Genomic DNA, 16,353 nt, shown 5'->3' on the forward strand with positions numbered 1-16,353 from the left:
ATGATGCATCGGTACCGGTCCCACACCTGTGGTCAGCTCCGCGCCGCTGACGTCGACACCGACGTACGGCTCTCCGGCTGGCTGCACAATCGACGGAACCTGGGCGGCATCCTCTTCATCGATCTGCGCGACCACTACGGCCTGGTGCAGCTCGTCGTCCGGCCCGACACCGCCGCCAACGAGAAGCTCGGCTCGATCTCCAAGGAGAGCGTCGTCCGCGTCGACGGCCGGGTGATCGCCCGCGGCGCCGACAACGTCAACCCCGAGCTGCCGACCGGCGAGATCGAGGTCGAGGTCACGGACGTCGAGGTGCTCGGCGCGGCCGACCCGCTGCCCTTCACCGTCTTCCCGGAGGACGGGGTCGGCGAGGAGCGGCGTCTTGAGCACCGCTTCCTGGACCTGCGCCGGGAGCGGATGCACCGCAACATCATGCTGCGCTCCGCCGTGATCTCCGCGATCCGGCAGAAGATGACCGCGCAGGGCTTCAACGAGATGGCGACCCCGATCCTGTCCGCCACCTCGCCCGAGGGCGCGCGTGACTTCCTGGTCCCGTCCCGGCTGCACGCGGGCCGGTTCTACGCCCTGCCGCAGGCCCCGCAGCAGTTCAAGCAGCTGCTGATGATCGCGGGCTTCGACCGCTACTTCCAGATCGCGCCCTGCTTCCGCGACGAGGACGCCCGCGCCGACCGCTCGCCGGGCGAGTTCTACCAGCTCGACGTCGAGATGAGCTTCGTCGAGCAGGAGGACGTCTTCGAGGTCATCGAGAAGGTGATGACCGACCTGTTCGAGGAGTTCGGCGGTGGCCGCCACGTCACCTCGCCGTTCCCGCGGATCCCGTTCCGCGAGGCCATGCTGAAGTACGGCTCCGACAAGCCGGACCTGCGGGCCAAGCTGGAACTGGTCGACGTCAGCCATGTCTTCGCGGGCTCCGGCTTCAAGGCGTTCGCCGACAAGCACGTGCGCGCGCTGGCCGTGCCGGACACCGCCGAGCAGTCGCGGAAGTTCTTCGACCAGATGGGCGAGTTCGCGACTCTCCAGGGCGCCAAGGGGCTGGCCTGGGTCCGGATCGGCGAGGACTCCAAGCTGACCGGCCCGATCGCCAAGTTCCTCTCCGACGAGGACGTCGAGAAGCTGATCGCCGAGGTCGAGGGCAAGCCCGGCACCTCGATCTTCTTCGGCGCGGGCGACTTCGACGAGGTCTCCAAGATCATGGGCGCGGTGCGGGTCGAGGCCGCGAAGCGGACCGGCCACTTCGAGGAGAACGTCTTCCGGTTCTGCTGGATCGTGGACTTCCCGATGTTCGAGCGGAACGAGGACACCGGCGAGATCGAGTTCTCCCACAACCCGTTCTCCATGCCGCAGGGCGGCCTGGAGGCGCTGGAGAACCAGGACCCGCTGGACATCCTGGCGTGGCAGTACGACATCGTCTGCAACGGCACCGAGCTGTCGTCCGGCGCCATCCGGAACCACGAGCCGGACGTGATGTTCAAGGCGTTCGAGATCGCCGGATACTCCCGGGAGGACGTCGAGCGGGAATTCGGCGGCATGCTGCGGGCGTTCCACTTCGGGGCGCCGCCGCACGGCGGCATCGCCCCCGGCGTCGACCGCATCGTCATGCTGCTCGCCGACGAGCCGAACATCCGCGAGACCATCGCCTTCCCGCTCAACGGCAACGCCCAGGACCTGCTCATGGGCGCGCCCAGCGAGGTGGACGAGGCCCGGCTGCGCGAGCTGCACCTGTCGGTGCGCAAGCCGCAGATCAAGAAGGCTGAGAAGGCTGAGAAGCCGGCTGAGGGGAAGAACGCCGAGTAGGTAGCGGCGCGGAAGCGAAAGGAGATCCGTGCCCGGTGCGTTCCCAGGGGCGGAGGACACAGTGAGGGTACGGATTCCGGCCGTGGCCACGGCACTGCTCATCGCGGCGCTCGCGGGCTGCGCGGGGCCCGGGGACGGGTCCCGTAAGCACGCCACGGACGCCAAGGGCTCCGCGGGCCGGTCCGGCACGGTGGGCGCGCCCTCGGGCACGCAGAGCCCGGCCGGGCGGCCGGCCCCCGCGGAGCGGGTGGACGACCTGCCCGGGCTCGGGCCGCGCACCCGCGCCGAGGTGCCCCGGGACGCCGAGCAGGTGGTCGTCGTCACCGGCAGCGGCCGTGACGCGTCCCGTTCCACCGTCGTGCTCTACGAGCGGTCGGCGGCGGAGGAGAAGACCGGCGACGCCGGCGGGCGCCCCGCCTGGCGGGCGGGGCCCTCCTGGACGGCGCACAACGCCGCCCGCGGCTGGACCGAGCACCATCGGCAGGGCGACCTGCGCTCCCCGGTCGGCGTCTTCGGCCTCACCGACGGCGGCGGCAAGCTGCCGGACCCGGGCACCCGGCTGAGTTACGACCACGCCGAGCAGGGCTTCACCATCAGCGGCACCGGCGCCGAGGGCGAGCCGCTGGCCGGGGCCTTCGACTACGTCGTGGCGATCAACTACAACCGGAAGGCCGGGACCTCCCCGCGCGACTGGACCCGTCCGCTGGGCGAGGACCGGGGCGGCGGCATCTGGTTCCACGTCGACCACGACGGGCCCACCCAGGGCTGTATCAGCCTCTCCAAGCCGCACATGCGGAAGCTGCTGCGCACCCTGGACCCCGCCCGTCACCCGGTCGTGGTGATGGGCGACGCGGGCTCCTTGGCTCGATGACGCCGTTCCCCAGGCATTCACAGCCGGCACCCATGTGCTTGCCAGGTTGCGGATCTAGCGTCCCCTGCCATGACCGAACCCCAGAAGAACACCCCCGTCGCAGCACGGGACATGACGAGGCGTCGGGTCGTCGTGGCGGGCGGCGCCGCGGTCGCGGCAGCCGGTTTGGGCACCGCCGTCGCCACCGCCGCGTCGGCCGACGGCTCCTCCTCCACCGCGTCCCCCTCGGCGTCGGCCTCCTCCCCGTCCAAGGAGGTCTGCTACAAGCTCACTTCGGAGACCACCGAGGGCCCGTACTACATCGACGCCGACAAGATCAGAAAGAACATCACGGAGGGCAAGGAGGGCATCCCGATGACCCTCCGGCTCAAGCTGATCGACTCCGAGACCTGTAAACCCCTGGCGAAAGCGGCCGTCGACATCTGGCACTGCGACGCGCTCGGGCTGTACTCCGGCTACGAGGACTCCAGCAGCGGCGGCGGCACCCCGCCGACCGGCGCCCCGCCCACCGGCACCCCCACGGGTACGCCGACCGGGACCCCGCCCGGCGGCGGAGGCGGCCACCAGGACCCGACCGACGACAAGCGGTACCTGCGCGGCACCCAGCTCACCGACCGGAACGGCTTCGTCGAGTTCACCACCGTCTTCCCCGGCTGGTACCGGGGCCGGTGCGTGCACATCCACACCAAGGTGCACGTGGGCGGCACGATGACCGACTCCGGCTACGAGGGCGGCCACGCCTGCCACACCGGCCAGCTCTTCTTCGCCGAGGAGGCCGTGCTCGCCTCCGCCGAGGTGGCGCCGTACAGCACCAGCACCACCCCGCGCACCACCCTCGACGAGGACGGCATCTACCCCGGCAACGGGGCCGAGGGCGGTCTGCTGCGGCTCCAGTACCGCAAGGGGAAGATCGCCAAGGGGGTCGTCGGCTCGCTGACCCTCGGGGTCGACCCCGACGCGACGAACGACGGCACCGGAAGGTGACAGCGGCCCCCGGGGAGCTCGCGGGGGGCTCTCCGGGGGCCTCTGCTCCCGCGCCCGCTGGTCAGCGCGGGAACAGATCGGTCAGCCGCCGGTCCACGCCGCACGGCTCGCCCCGCTCCGCGCGGGCGGCCCGGTGCACCGCGCGCAGCAGCCGCCGCGGCGTGGTCCGGTGCTGCCACAGCACCGCCCGTACCCCGTACTCCATCACCGTCAGCAGCTCCGCCTCGCGCAGTTCGCCCGCGACCAGGACCACCCGCTGCCGCCCGCCCCGCACCAGGCGGCGCAGCTCCGCCCCGGCGCGGGCGTCGAGGCGTTCGGCGAGCATGACGGCCACCGTGCCGGTCGGGCGCGTCAGCACGACGCCGGGCTGCTGATCCAGATGGCGGACGACCCCGGCCCGCGCGAGCGGATCGGGGCCGTGGACCGACACCGTGACACGTGGGTCCGGCACTGGTTTCCTCGACTTCCCCGTGGTTGTTGCTCCACAGGGTCATCGAGCGGGCTGAACGTACGCTTGCCGAAAGATCGACGCGGCCGCCGTTCGGCCGGCTACTCGGCCTTGGGCTCCGTGGGCTCCGCGGGCGCCACCGGCTCCTCCGTACCGCCGAAGCGCTCCCGGTAGGACTCCAGGTCATCCTCGGTGATCTTCGCGAAGAGCACCGGCGGCACCGTGAAGCCCGTGCCCGCCGGGACCGCGGCCAGCGCCCTGGCCTCCTCCTGGCCGACCCACCGCGCGGTGTCCCCCTCCAGCGCGAACGCCGACCGCATGGCCGCCGCCGACGCCGGGATGAACGGCTCCGAGACGATCGCGTAGAGGTGGATCAGGTTCATCGCCGTGCGCAGCGTGAGGGCCGCGGCCTCCGGGTCGGCCTTGATCTCCAGCCAGGGGGCCTTCTCCTCCAGGTAGGAGTTGCCCGCGCTCCACAGCGCACGCAGCGCCGCCGCCGCCTTGCGGAACTGGAGCGTGTCCATGTGCTCCTCGTACTCCGCCAGCAGCCGCGTGATCTCCTCGCCGAGGCGCTCCTCCGCCTCCCCCGCGGCCTTTCCGGCCGGGACCTCGTCGCCGAACCGCTTACGGGAGAACGACAGCACCCGGTTGACGAAGTTGCCGAGGGTGTCCGCCAGGTCCTTGTTGACCGTCGCGGTGAAGTGCTCCCAGGTGAACGACGTGTCGTCGGACTCGGGCGCGTTCGCCATCAGGAAGTAGCGCCAGTAGTCGGCGGGCAGCACCTCCAGCGCGGCGTCCGTGAACACCCCGCGCTTCTGCGACGTGGAGAACTTGCCGCCGTAGTACGTCAGCCAGTTGAACGCCTTGACGAAGTCGACCTTCTTCCAGGCGTCCCTGGTGCCGAGCTGGGTGGCCGGGAACATCACCGTGTGGAACGGGACGTTGTCCTTCGCCATGAACTCGGTGTAGCGGACGGTGGTGTCCACGTCGTACCACCACGACTTCCAGTCGCGGTTGGCCGGGTCGTGGTCCGCCCACTCCTTCGTCGCGCCGATGTACTCGATCGGGGCGTCGAACCATACGTAGAAGACCTTGCCCTCGGCCGCCAGCTCCGGCCAGGTGTCGGCCGGCACCGGAACGCCCCAGTCCAGGTCGCGGGTGATCGCGCGGTCCTGGAGCCCCTCCGTCAGCCACTTGCGGGCGATCGAGGAGGCGAGGGTCGGCCACTGCTTCCCGGTCTCCTCGACCCAGGCGCCGACCTCCTCGGCCAGCTTCGACTGGAGCAGGAACAGGTGCTTGGTCTCCCGGATCTCCAGATCGCTGCTGCCGCTGATCGCGGAGCGGGCGTCGATCAGGTCGGTCGGGTCCAGCACCCGGGTGCAGTTCTCGCACTGGTCGCCGCGGGCCCGCTCGTAACCGCAGTGGGGGCAGGTTCCCTCGATGTAGCGGTCGGGGAGGAAACGGCCGTCGGCGTTGGAGTACACCTGGCGGACCGACCGCTCCTCGATGAAGCCGTTCGCCTTCAGCTCGCGCGCGAACCTCTGGGTGATCTCGACGTTCTGCGGGGACGAGCTGCGGCCGAAGTAGTCGAAGGCCAGGCCGAAACCGTCGTAGATCGCCTTCTGCGCCTCGTGCTGCTGCGCGCAGAACACGTCCACCGGCAGCCCCGCCTCCTTGGCGGCCAGCTCGGCCGGGGTGCCGTGCTCGTCGGTGGCGCAGATGTACAGCACGTCGTGGCCGCGCTGGCGCATGTAGCGCGAATAGACGTCGGCCGGGAGCATGGACCCCACCATGTTGCCCAGGTGCTTGATCCCGTTGATGTAGGGAAGGGCGCTGGTGATGAGGTGTCGAGCCATTGCAGGCTGCTCCCAAGTCGGTACGGTGGGTGACTTTTCGCTCGCTGGGCGGGTGGCGGCCGCCTACACGAGCCGCCCATATCGTATCCGAGCGGCGAGGGCCACCCGCGCGGCGTTTCGCCGTACGGATGGCCCTCGCCGTGTGCTGGTCCTCTACGCGAGCACGCCCGCGGCCCGGGCCGCCTCGAGCCACCCCGGGAACGCCTTCAGCAGCTCCTCGTACACCTCCGCGTCGGAGAGGGAGCGGGGGTCGAGCCCGGCGTGGAAGAACGCCGCGTTGTCGAGCGCCCGCTTCTCCGGCACGGCCAGGGCCGGTGAGGTGCCGAGCTTACGGAGGAAGTCGAAGCCCTTCGCCTCCGGATCGCCGAACCCGACGAACTGCCAGAACAGCGGCAGCCCCGCCGTCTCGCACAGCGCCTTCTCCGCCGCCGCCTTGCCGGTGGGCGCGCCGTCCGTCTGGAAGACGACAAGTGCCGGGTCGGTGGTGCCGGACGCCTTGTAGTGCTCGATCACGGCGTCGATCGCCCGGTGGTAGTTCGTCCGCCCCATGTGCCCGAGCGAGGCGTGCAGCTCCTCGACCCGTCCGCTGTAGTCGTCCAGGCCGATCTCGGCGGTGCCGTCGATGTCCGTCGAGAAGAACACGATGGGCAGGGTGCCGCCGTCGTTGACGCTCGCCGAGAGGGCGAGCGTCTGCTCGGCGAAATGCTGGACGGTGCCGTCCTTGTAGTAGTTCCGCATCGAGCCGGAGCGGTCGAGGACGAGGTAGACGACGGCACGGGTCCCGCCGAGCTTGCGCCCCGACAGGACATCGGCCGCGGCGGCCCGCATCCCGGCGAGCCCCGGCGCCGCCTCGGCCTTCGTCGCCGGGACGATCCCTTCTTCGGTGGCGGCGGTCGCCACCGGCGCGGGCGCGGCCTGGGCGGTCGGCTCCGGTGCGGTGTCCGCCGTGACGTCGGCGGGGGTGGCCACCTCTGCCTCTGCCTGGGCGGGCTCCTCGTCGGTCTTCGCCTCGGGCGCGGCTTCCGCGCTGACGGCGTCGGCCTCGGCCTCGGTGTCGTCCGCCGCGGCGGCCTCGGCCGTCGGCTCGGTCGCGGGTACCGCCTCTGCCGTGGCGGGCTCGTCGTCGGTCTCGGCCTTCGTCGCCGGGACGGGCCCTTCTTCGGTGGCGGCGGTCGCCACCGGCACGGGCGCGGGCTGGTTGGTCGGCTCCGGTGCGGTGTCCGTCGTGACGTCGGCCGGGGTGGCGGTCGCGTCCCCGACGGGCGTGGCGACCTCCGGCTCGGCCTGGGCGGGCTCCTCGTCGGCCTTCGCCTCCGGCTCGGCGTCCGCGCTCGCAGCGGCGACCGGCTCTGCCTTGGCGTCGTCCGCCGGGGCGGCCTCGGCGGTCGGCTTCGGCGCGGCGCCGGTTGCCGCGGCCGCCGACGCGGCGGGCTTGTCCTTGGGGGCCGCTGTGGGCGCAGCGGCCGGCTCGGCGGGGCCGCCCAGGATCTCGTCCAGGGACTTCAGGGGCTCGGCCAGCGCCGGGTCCTGCGGGCGCTCTTCGGGAGCCGGAGCCGGAGCCGGATCCGGAGCCGGGTCGGGCTTCGCCGTCTCAGCGGCCGGCGCCGCAGCCGGAGCCGGCTCGGGCTTGGCCTCCGGCTTCGGCTCGGGGTCCGGGACAACTGCCGCCTCGGGCGCAGCGGAATCGTCCACCCGGGTCGTTCGGGAGCGTCCGAATACTTTGCTCAGTAGGTCCCGTATGCCCATGGGAGATACCTCTCACGTGTTCGAGTGCGGTGCATGACCTTGCATGACCGTGGTGCCGAAAGGCTAGCGGGCCCACCGGCTGGTTTCGGTCGCCGATTCCGGTCGCCGGTCGTTCACCCTCGGTTCACTGGGTGGTCGTCGTCATGCGGTTCTACACGCCTAGCTTCGCCGCCAATGGATTCCGACGTCATGTCGGCGGGGGCCGCCACGATGTGACGTCCTACGGAGGGGAAGTCGTGCCCAAGCTCCTGCCGCTCATCAGCTCGCACCGGGGCGGTCGTTCCGCGCTGACCTGCCGGTACCGCTGTGGTGACGCGTGTCTCCACGAGACGCCGAACACGAGTGACAACGACTACGTGGGGGACGTCATCGCGGGCGCCGTGTCGCGTCGTTCCCTGCTGCGGGCGAGCGCCGTGGTGACGGTGGCGGCCGCCACCGGGACGGCGGCCGCGGTGGGGCAGGCGCCCCCGGCCGCGGCCGCGGCCGCGTCGGCCGACGCGGCCAAGTCCGGCAAGCCCGCCCGTGGGCTGCGCTTTTCGCCGGTCGCGCCGAACACGAAGGACGCGGTGGTCGTCCCCGAGGGACATGACCAGAACCTCGTCATCCGCTGGGGCGACCCGATCCTGCGCGGCGCGCCCGCCTTCGACCCGGACAACCAGTCGGCGAAGGCGCAGGCGGGCCAGTTCGGCTACAACAACGACTACATGGCCGTGCTGGACGTCCCGGACGCCAAGGGCCGGCAGCTGCTGGTGGCCAACCACGAGTACACCGACGAGGTGCTGATGTTCGCGGGGTACGACGCGGACAACCCCACCCGCGAGCAGGCCGAGATCGGCTGGGCGGCGCACGGGCTGTCGGTGGTCGTCGCGGAGGAGCACCGGCAGGTCGGCAAGCTGACGGCTGTCCCGCGGCACCGCCTCAACCGGCGGATCACGGCGACGACGCCGTTCGAGGTGACGGGCCCGGCGGCGGGCGGCAAGCTGCTGCGGACCTCGGCGGACCCGTCCGGCAAGCGCGTCCTCGGCACGCTGAACAACTGCGGCGGCGGCATCACCCCGTGGGGCACGGTCCTCTCCGGCGAGGAGAACTTCAACCAGTACTTCGCGAACCCGGACAAGGTCACCGATCCGGTCGTCAAGGCGGGCCTGAAGCGTTACGGCTTCGAGGACGGCGCCTCCGAGCGCAAGTGGGAGCGTTTCGACGACCGCTTCGATCTCGCCAAGGAGCCCCACGAGCCGCACCGCTTCGGCTGGGTGATCGAGATCGACCCGTTCGACCCGGAGGCCACCCCGCGCAAGCTGACCGCGCTGGGCCGCTTCAAGCACGAGGCGGCCGAGCCACGGCTGACGACCGACGGCCGCCCGGTCCTCTACATGGGCGACGACGAGAAGTTCGACTACTTCTACAAGTTCGTGTCGTCCAAGCGCATGATGAAGGGCAGCAGCCGCACCGCCCGCGAGCACAACCGCACGCTGCTGGACGAAGGCACGCTGTACGTCGCCAAGTTCACCGGCGACAGCCCCGCCGCGCAGATCGACGGTTCCGGGAAGCTGCCCGACGACGGGGAGTTCGACGGCTCCGGCGAGTGGATCAAGCTGGCGACCGGCGACACCTCGCACGTGGACGGGATGACGGCCGAGGAGGTGTACGTCTTCACGCGGCTCGCCGCCGACAAGGTGGGCGCGACGAAGATGGATCGCCCCGAGGACGTCGAGCCGAGCCCGCGCACCGGCCGGGTCTACATCGCGCTGACCAACAACAAGGACCGGGGCAAGGACGGCAAGGCCCCGGCCGATGAGGCGAATCCGCGCAACGGCAACAAGCACGGCCAGATCGTGGAGCTGACGGAGCGCCTGAACAACCCGGGCTCCACCCGCTTCAACTGGCGGCTGTTCCTGGTGTGCGGCGACCCGGAGGACCCGAGCACCTACTTCGGCGGTTTCCCGAAGGACCAGGTCAGCCCGATCTCCTGCCCGGACAACCTCACCTTCGACGCGTTCGGCAACCTCTGGATCTCCACCGACGGCAACGCCCTGGGCAACCACGACGGTCTCTTCGGGGTGGCGACGGCGGGTGGCCGGCGCGGTGAGGTACGGCAGTTCCTGACCGTCCCGACCGGCGCCGAGACCTGCGGGCCGATCGTGCAGGACCGCCGGGTGCTGGTGGCGGTGCAGCATCCGGGCGAGCTGGACGGGGCGAGCGTGGAGAAGCCCGCGTCGACGTGGCCGGAGGGCCCGGGCACGCTGGTCCGCCCGTCGGTGGTCAGCGTCTGGCGGCGCGACGGCGGCGACATCGGCGCCGACGCCTAGCCGCTCGCGGCTTCAGCTCGCGGCTTCAGCTCGCGGTTTCGGCCGGCCGCGTCAGCCGGCGCCGCGCGGTGCGCAGCGAACGACCCCTGGTGTCCGTATGGGCCCAGGGGCCGTCGTGCAGCCGCTCCTCGAAGGTGCGCAGCGTCCAGCGGTCCGCGGCCAGCGCGGGGTCGTCCAGTTCCGTGGCGTCGATCGGCGCGGCGACGGGGGCGCCGGGGCGGGCGCGCACGGCGTACGGGGTGACGGCGGTCTGCGCGTAGGCGTTGCGCTGGATGTCGAGGTAGAGCCGCCCGCCGCGCCGGTCCTTGCGCATCTCGGTGGTGAGCCGGTCGGGGTGGCGGTCGGCGAGCGTGTCGGCGGCGTCACGGGCGAAGGCCCGTACGGTGTCGAAGTCGGCACGCCGGTCGAGCGGGACGATGACGTGCAGCCCGCGCGAACCGGTGGTCATCAGCAGCCCGGGCAGCCCCAGCTCGCCGAGCAGCCCGCACACCTGCCGGGCCGCCCACCGCACCTCCTCGAAGCCGGAGCCCTTCCCGTCGGGCGGGTCGAGGTCGAAGACGAGCCGGTCGGGGTGGTCGGGCCGGTCGGCGCGGGAGAGCCAGCGGTGCGGGGTGATGCACGCCTGGCCGACGAGGTAGACCAGGGTGGCGGTGTCGTCGCACACCGGGTGGGTGACCTTGCCGCCCTCCTTGGGGAGAACGGCCCGGCGCACCCATTCCGGAAAGTAGTCGGGTGCATTCTTCTGCATGAGCGGCTTGCCGCCGATTCCGTCCGGGTGGCGTTCCATCATCAGGGGGCGATCGCGCAACTGCGGGACGATGAGCCGGGCGACCGCACGATAGTGATCGACGAGATCCGATTTGGTGATTCCGTCGTCGGGGAAGAGCGCTTTTTCCGGGCGGCTGATCTCGACGGTGTGCCGTCCGGCCCTGACCTTCCGTGCATCGGTGGGTATCTCGCTCATATCCGCCCGGGTTACCAGGGGGCGGCTGCGTAAACTCGGGAGCCCTTGGCGGGGAGCGAGGGAAACGGGGAGGAAAAAGAGAGATGACGAGGTCCGGATTGCTGGACGGTCCGCTCGCGCTCATGGACACCACCATGGACCAGCTCCGCACGCTGGTCGTGGTCCATGAGACCGGTACGGCGCTGGGCGCCGCCCGTGCGCTCGGGCGGGAACAGGCCAGTGTGCAAAAGCAGCTCGACACGATGAACCGCAACTTCTCCGAGCTGTGCGGCGAGCCTCTGGTGCTCAAGCAGGGGCGCGGCAAGAACGTGCTGTTCACCGGCACGGGGACGGCTCTCGTCGAATTGGCCCGGGGAACGCTCGGCGACTGGATGAACGGCATCCACAGCTCCCGTCGGCGGCTCGGCCGGAGCCTGATGGTGGGCACCACGCGCTTTACTCTCGGTTATCTCGCGAGCGCACGCGAGCGGGTCGCCGAGGAATTCCGGGAACGCGGGATCGACCTCAGGGTCGGCCATGTGCGGACCCGGGACGTCCTGGCCAAACTGCGCACCAAGGAAATCGATCTGGTGTGCGGAAGTGTGGTGACCCGGCCCGCCGATGAGTCGGCCTCCAGGGAACTCGACGCCTTCGACGTGATGGAGTGGCGGCGCAGCGCGGTGTCGCTGGTGACCAATCTGCCCGTGGACGAATTGCCCGGCCCGGCCGTCGAGCGCGGCGAACTGGCCACGCTGCCGCTGGTGGTGTCGGCCAGCGGGGTCATGGCCGGAGTGCTGCGCACCTGGTTCGGCGCCGACTACCGCGAGACCCTGCGCATCGCCGCCGAGATCGACAACGTCAACTACGGCCTGGAGTTGCTGCGATCGGGGGTGGTGCGCGGCTGCATGCTGGTCACCGAGGGCGTCGCCGACGCGGCGGGCGATCCGCAGGCGGCGTACGCGCGCGGGCTGCGCCCCGTCGAACTGGTCCACGACACCGGGCCGAAGCCGGAGGTGCTGCTGGGCGCCTTCACCCGCCGCGGTGAGCGCGCGGGGTATGACGCCGGCCATCCGCTCAATCTGCTGTGGAACGCGCTGGAGCTGGAGAAGGAGCGGTGGCGGCGCGAGCGCCACGGGCCCGGGGAGGGCCCGGCCCAGGACCCGTTCGAGCTGGCCACCGCGCAGGACCCGGGCGAGGAGACCCCGTAGCCCCGGTGCAGGTCGAGGTCGACCAGCAGCCCCCGGTGGTCGGTGGTCCGCAGGTCGAGGAAGCGGGCGGCCGCCGAGCCGAGCGCGCCCGCGCAGTGGACGTCGCACTCCTGGACGGACACCACGTCCGGCCGCTCCCGGCGCAGCGCGGCCGGCAGCCCGTCCGTGGCCCGGCCGAACTCCAGGTTCGCGGTGAGGACCCGCAGCCGGGCCACCACCGGCCCGCGCGGCGCGGGCGCCGGGCCGGGGTCGTACGGCTGGATGAACCAGCCGGTCACCGCGGCGGCCGGCAGCGCCCAGCCGCAGCCCAGCGGCCGACGAGCGGCCACGCTGAGCAGCAGCCCCAGCAGGGCGGGGACGAGCAGCCAGGGCAGGAAGGCCAGCAGCTGCGGTACGGGCGTGATCCCGTCGGTGTCCACGGCCCGGCACCCCAGCACGGCGCTCACCACGGTCAGCGTCACCAGCGCGCCCAGGCCGCCCTTCGGCGCGCCCGGCCCCCGCCGGACAGCGGCACGAGGCGGCGGCCGCGCCCCCGCTCGGCGGCGCGGTCCGTCGCGACGGTCGTCTCCACGGGGGGCCTCTCGGCGGGAGCTCGGGGCGCGCACATTGTCCCCCACCGGCCGTGAGGTGACGCGAACCTGGCTCCGGGGGAAGGGTTCCTGACGTCGCGTCAGCGCACCCGCTCACGGCCGCCGCAGGGCCAGCACCGTCTCGACCGTGTCCGCCTGGTCCGCCGGTTTGTCCTCCCGGTAGCGCAGCACCCGCGCGAAGCGCAGCGTGACCCCGGCCGGGTAGCGGGAGGAGCGCTGGAGGCCGTCGAAGGCCACCTCCACCACCAGCTCGGGCCGCACCCGCACCACCCAGCCGTCGTCGCTGACCGCGATCCCCAGCAGCGCTTCCGTCTGCCACTCCAGCAGCGCGTCGGTCAGCCCCTTGAAGGTCTTGCCGAGCATCAGGAACGTGCCGTCCGGCCGCCGGGCGCCCAGGTGGAGGTTGGACAGCTTCCCGGTGCGGCGGCCGTGCCCCCACTCCGCGGCCAGCACCACCAGGTCGAGGGTGTGCACCGGCTTGACCTTCAGCCAGGACGCCCCGCGCCGCCCCGCCCCGTACGGGGCCTCAAGACTCTTGGCGAGCACGCCCTCGTGGCCCCGGGCCAGCACATCGGCGGCGAACTCGCGGGCCGCCCGCCGGATCTCCGGGTCCGCCGGGTCCTCGGCGACCAGCCGCCGCACCCGGCGGGGCGCCGGGGCCACCCGGACCAGTTCGGCGTGGCGCTCGCGGGTCGGCAGCGCGAGCAGATCGCGGTCGTCCACGGCGAGCAGGTCGAAGAAGACGGGGGACAGCGGCAGCGCGGCGGACGCCCCCGCGACGTCGAGCCGGGAGCCGACCCGGGCCGAGGTCTCCTGGAACGGCCGCGGCCGCCCCGACTCGTCCAGGGAGATCACCTCGCCGTCGAGGATGGCCCGCTCCACCGCCAGCTCGCGGGCCGCCGTCACGACCTCGGGCAACCGGCCGGTGATCTCGTCCAGGGTGCGGGTGTAGACGCGTACGTCGTCCCCGTCCCGGTGCACCTGGACCCGGATGCCGTCCAGCTTCTCCTCGATCACGCACGGGCCGAGCCGGTCCATGGCCTCGTCCAGGTCCGCCGCGCTCTGCGCGAGCATCGGCAGCACCGGCCGCCCCACCTCCAGCCGGAAGTCGGCCAGCGCGGCCGGGCCGCGCGCGAGCAGCGCCTCGGCGACCGCGCCCAGCGAACCGCCGAGCATCACCGCCCGGCGCACCTCGGCGGGCGGTGCGCCGACCGCCTGCGCGAGCCCCTCCACGGCCAGTGCCTCCAGCGCGCCCTGGCGCAGCTCCCCGCCGATCAGCCCGAGCAGGAAGCGCTGCTCGTCCTCGGTGGCGTCGGCCATCAGCGCGCCCACCAGCCGCCTTCGCTCCGCCCCTGCGCCGGTGCCGGAGACGGCGGCGATCCGGCTCAGCGCGCGGTCCACGTCGAGGACGCCGAGCCGCGGGGCGTCGGCGGGCCGGTGCCGCTGCCGCAGGGTGGACCAGCCGACGCCGGTGCGGCGCTGCGGCAGCTTCCCCGCGAGGTAGGTGATCACCACGGGGGCCTCGGCGGGTTCGGTACGGCGGAACAGCCCGGCCAGGGCGGCGATCTTCTCCGAGCGGGCGGAGGTGGCCGCGACCTGCCGGGAGGTGCGTGCGACATCGGCCAGCAGCATGGCTCCAGCCTGCCTCCGCCTCCGCCGTGCCGCACGCGCTTGGCAGGGAGGAGAGGCGGCACAAGCGGCACAATGGTCACAAAGGGGGCGGCTGGGGTCGAGACGGGAGCGGGCCACGGGACAGCAGATCGACTACGCAGCGCTCTTCGAGGCCGCTCCCAGCCCCCTGCTGGCCCTGGACCCCGACCTGATGATCGTCGCCGTCAACCAGGCGTATCTGACGGTCACCCACCAGGCACGCGAGGACCTGCTCGGCCGGTACGTCTTCGACGCGTTCCCCGACAACCCGGCCGACCCCGAGGCTTCCGGCACCCGCAATCTGCACGCCTCGCTGCGCCGGGTGCTGCACACCGGCGAGCGCGACGCGATGGCGCTCCAGCGGTACGACCTGCCGGTGCCCACCGCCGAGGGCGGGTTCGAGGAGCGGTACTGGAGCCAGATCAACACCCCGGTGCTCGGCCCGGATGGCGCGGTCGTGCTGGTCATGCACCGCGTCGAGGACGTGACGGCGTTCGTCCGGGGTCGCGAGCAGCGGCTGCGGGGCCGCGGCGAGGACGCGGGCCACGAGGCCGTCCACGCCGACACCATGGACGCGGACCTCTACATTCGCGCCCGCGAGCTCCAGGAGGTCAACGAGCGGCTGCGGACGGCGCACGCCCGGGAGCGGGAGACCGCGCTGGTGCTGCAGCGCTCCATGCTGCCCACGGGCCCGCCCGGGGAGCATCCGTACGCCGCCGTGCGCTACCGGCCCGCCGTGGGCTCGCTCAATGTGTGCGGCGACTGGTACGAGCTGACCGAGCTGGCGGACGGCCGGATCGCCGTCGCCGTGGGGGACGTGGTGGGGCAGGGTCTCGAGGCGGCCTGTGTGATGGGGCAGCTGCGCAGCGCGCTGTCGGCCGCGACCCGGGTGGTCACGGGCCCCGCGCGGGCGCTGGAGGTGCTGGGGCTGTACTCGGGCTTCGTCGACGGGGCGCTCGCCGCCACCGCCGTGCAAGCGGTGATCGACCCGGCCGCGCACTCGGTCGCGTACAGCTGCGCGGGTCACCCGCCGCCCCTGCTGCTGCGCGGCGGGGGCGCCGTGGAGCCGCTGGACCGGGCCACCGATCCACCGCTGGGCGCCCGGCCGGAGCAGGTCGGGCGGCCGCAGGCGAGGGTGGTGTACGACCCGGGGGACACCCTCGTGCTCTACACCGACGGGCTCATCGAGCGCCGCGACGAGGACATCGACGTAGGTCTCGGCCGGCTGGCCGACAGCCTCGCCCGCCACCGCGGTCTGGCCCCCGAGCCGATGGCGGACGCGCTGCTGGCCGATCTCGGTGTCACCGGAGGCCCGGCCGCCGATGACACCGCCCTGGTCGTCATTCGACTCCGGGACCGGTTCCGCCGCCTCGGGGCTGGGGACCCTGGCCGCCGCCCGTAGTGCCGCCGCCCGCGGTGCCGGTGCCGCCGCCCGCGGTGCCGGTGCCGCCGCCCGTAGTGCCGGTGCCGCCGCCCATGGCGGCCGGCGTGGCCATTCCGGCCTCCGTGCCCTGGCCCCCGGTGCACAGCGCCCAGATGATGAACGCGTCGATGAGCAGCAGGATCGTCGCCCACAGCGGGGTGTACGGCAGCCACAGGAAGTTCGCGATCAGCGCGAGCCCCGCGAGCACCACGCCCGCGACCCGGGCCCACATCGCGCCGGTGAACGTCGCGAGCCCGGCGATCACCAGGACGATGCCGAGGACCATGTGGATCCAGCCCCACCCGGTGAGGTCGTAGCTGAAGATGTAGCTCGGAGTGGTCACGAACACCTTGTCGGTGCGTACGGCCGCGATGCCCTGGGCGAGGGTCATCAGGCCGCCGAAGAGCATCATGACGGCCCCGAAGACGAGACGTCCGCTGACCCCGCCGTAGGTGCGGGGCGCGGTTCCCGGGTGGACTCCACCCGCGTGAGTGGCCATGTCGGGCTCCTTCG

General features: G+C 72.3%; 13 protein-coding genes. 7 read left to right on the forward strand and 6 right to left on the reverse strand.

Annotated elements, in window-relative coordinates:
* Positions 1-3: 3 nt before the first annotated feature.
* The 3 genes from aspS to ACH4SI_RS13450 all read left to right on the forward strand — a co-directional run bounded on the left by aspS (position 4) and on the right by ACH4SI_RS13450 (position 3,667).
* Complete coding sequence (aspS, locus tag ACH4SI_RS13440) at positions 4-1,812, forward strand: aspartate--tRNA ligase (protein ID WP_398296057.1); 1,809 nt, start codon at positions 4-6, stop codon at positions 1,810-1,812.
* Between the two features lie 73 nt (positions 1,813-1,885).
* A complete protein-coding gene (locus tag ACH4SI_RS13445) occupies positions 1,886-2,683 on the forward strand; it encodes a L,D-transpeptidase family protein (protein WP_398296058.1) in 798 nt (265 codons plus the stop codon).
* Between the two features lie 69 nt (positions 2,684-2,752).
* Complete coding sequence (locus ACH4SI_RS13450) at positions 2,753-3,667, forward strand: intradiol ring-cleavage dioxygenase (protein WP_398295839.1); 915 nt, start codon at positions 2,753-2,755, stop codon at positions 3,665-3,667.
* A gap of 61 nt (positions 3,668-3,728) precedes the next feature.
* Here the strand turns inward: ACH4SI_RS13450 and ACH4SI_RS13455 are convergent, their stop codons facing one another.
* The 3 genes from ACH4SI_RS13455 to ACH4SI_RS13465 form a co-directional block, all read right to left on the reverse strand.
* On the reverse strand, positions 3,729-4,118 hold the full coding sequence (locus tag ACH4SI_RS13455) for a DNA-binding response regulator (RefSeq protein ID WP_398295840.1): 390 nt from the start codon (positions 4,116-4,118) through the stop codon (positions 3,729-3,731).
* 98 nt (positions 4,119-4,216) lie between these two features.
* The gene (metG, locus tag ACH4SI_RS13460; protein WP_398295841.1) at positions 4,217-5,971 is read right to left on the reverse strand and encodes a methionine--tRNA ligase; all 1,755 of its coding nucleotides are present in this window, start codon (positions 5,969-5,971) and stop codon (positions 4,217-4,219) included.
* Between the two features lie 153 nt (positions 5,972-6,124).
* The gene (locus tag ACH4SI_RS13465) at positions 6,125-7,663 is read right to left on the reverse strand and encodes a VWA domain-containing protein (protein WP_398295842.1); all 1,539 of its coding nucleotides are present in this window, start codon (positions 7,661-7,663) and stop codon (positions 6,125-6,127) included.
* Between the two features lie 290 nt (positions 7,664-7,953).
* Between ACH4SI_RS13465 and ACH4SI_RS13470 the strand changes: the two genes are divergently transcribed.
* Positions 7,954-10,026 carry a PhoX family protein gene (locus ACH4SI_RS13470; protein WP_398295843.1) on the forward strand — a complete coding sequence of 691 codons (2,073 nt, stop codon included), beginning with the start codon at positions 7,954-7,956 and terminating at the stop codon, positions 10,024-10,026.
* A gap of 25 nt (positions 10,027-10,051) precedes the next feature.
* Here the strand turns inward: ACH4SI_RS13470 and ligD are convergent, their stop codons facing one another.
* A complete protein-coding gene (gene ligD / locus ACH4SI_RS13475; protein WP_398295844.1) occupies positions 10,052-10,990 on the reverse strand; it encodes a non-homologous end-joining DNA ligase in 939 nt (312 codons plus the stop codon).
* An 83-nt stretch (positions 10,991-11,073) separates the two neighbouring features.
* Between ligD and ACH4SI_RS13480 the strand changes: the two genes are divergently transcribed.
* Together ACH4SI_RS13480 and ACH4SI_RS13485 are read left to right on the forward strand one after the other, a co-directional pair.
* Positions 11,074-12,177 (forward strand): LysR family transcriptional regulator, encoded by a 1,104-nt coding sequence (locus ACH4SI_RS13480; RefSeq protein ID WP_398295845.1) that lies wholly within the window; start codon positions 11,074-11,076, stop codon positions 12,175-12,177.
* Positions 12,178-12,182: 5 nt separating this feature from the next.
* Positions 12,183-12,803: a hypothetical protein gene (locus ACH4SI_RS13485; RefSeq protein ID WP_398295846.1), complete on the forward strand. Its 621-nt coding sequence runs from the start codon at positions 12,183-12,185 to the stop codon at positions 12,801-12,803.
* Between the two features lie 57 nt (positions 12,804-12,860).
* Here ACH4SI_RS13485 and ACH4SI_RS13490 read toward each other — a convergent pair whose 3' ends face one another.
* On the reverse strand, positions 12,861-14,399 hold the full coding sequence (locus ACH4SI_RS13490; RefSeq protein ID WP_398295847.1) for an ATP-dependent DNA ligase: 1,539 nt from the start codon (positions 14,397-14,399) through the stop codon (positions 12,861-12,863).
* Here ACH4SI_RS13490 and ACH4SI_RS13495 point away from each other — a divergent pair.
* Positions 14,398-15,819 carry a PP2C family protein-serine/threonine phosphatase gene (locus ACH4SI_RS13495; RefSeq protein ID WP_398295848.1) on the forward strand — a complete coding sequence of 474 codons (1,422 nt, stop codon included), beginning with the start codon at positions 14,398-14,400 and terminating at the stop codon, positions 15,817-15,819. The two genes, ACH4SI_RS13490 and ACH4SI_RS13495, sit on opposite strands and share 2 nt — an antisense overlap.
* On the opposite strand, the gene ACH4SI_RS13500 is transcribed toward ACH4SI_RS13495, so the two are convergent.
* A complete protein-coding gene (locus ACH4SI_RS13500; protein ID WP_398295849.1) occupies positions 15,758-16,339 on the reverse strand; it encodes a hypothetical protein in 582 nt (193 codons plus the stop codon). The genes ACH4SI_RS13495 and ACH4SI_RS13500 overlap by 62 nt on opposite strands.
* Positions 16,340-16,353: the final 14 nt, after the last annotated feature.

The organism is Streptomyces sp. NPDC021212, from assembly GCF_044332925.1.
Classification (GTDB): Bacteria; Actinomycetota; Actinomycetes; order Streptomycetales; family Streptomycetaceae; genus Streptomyces.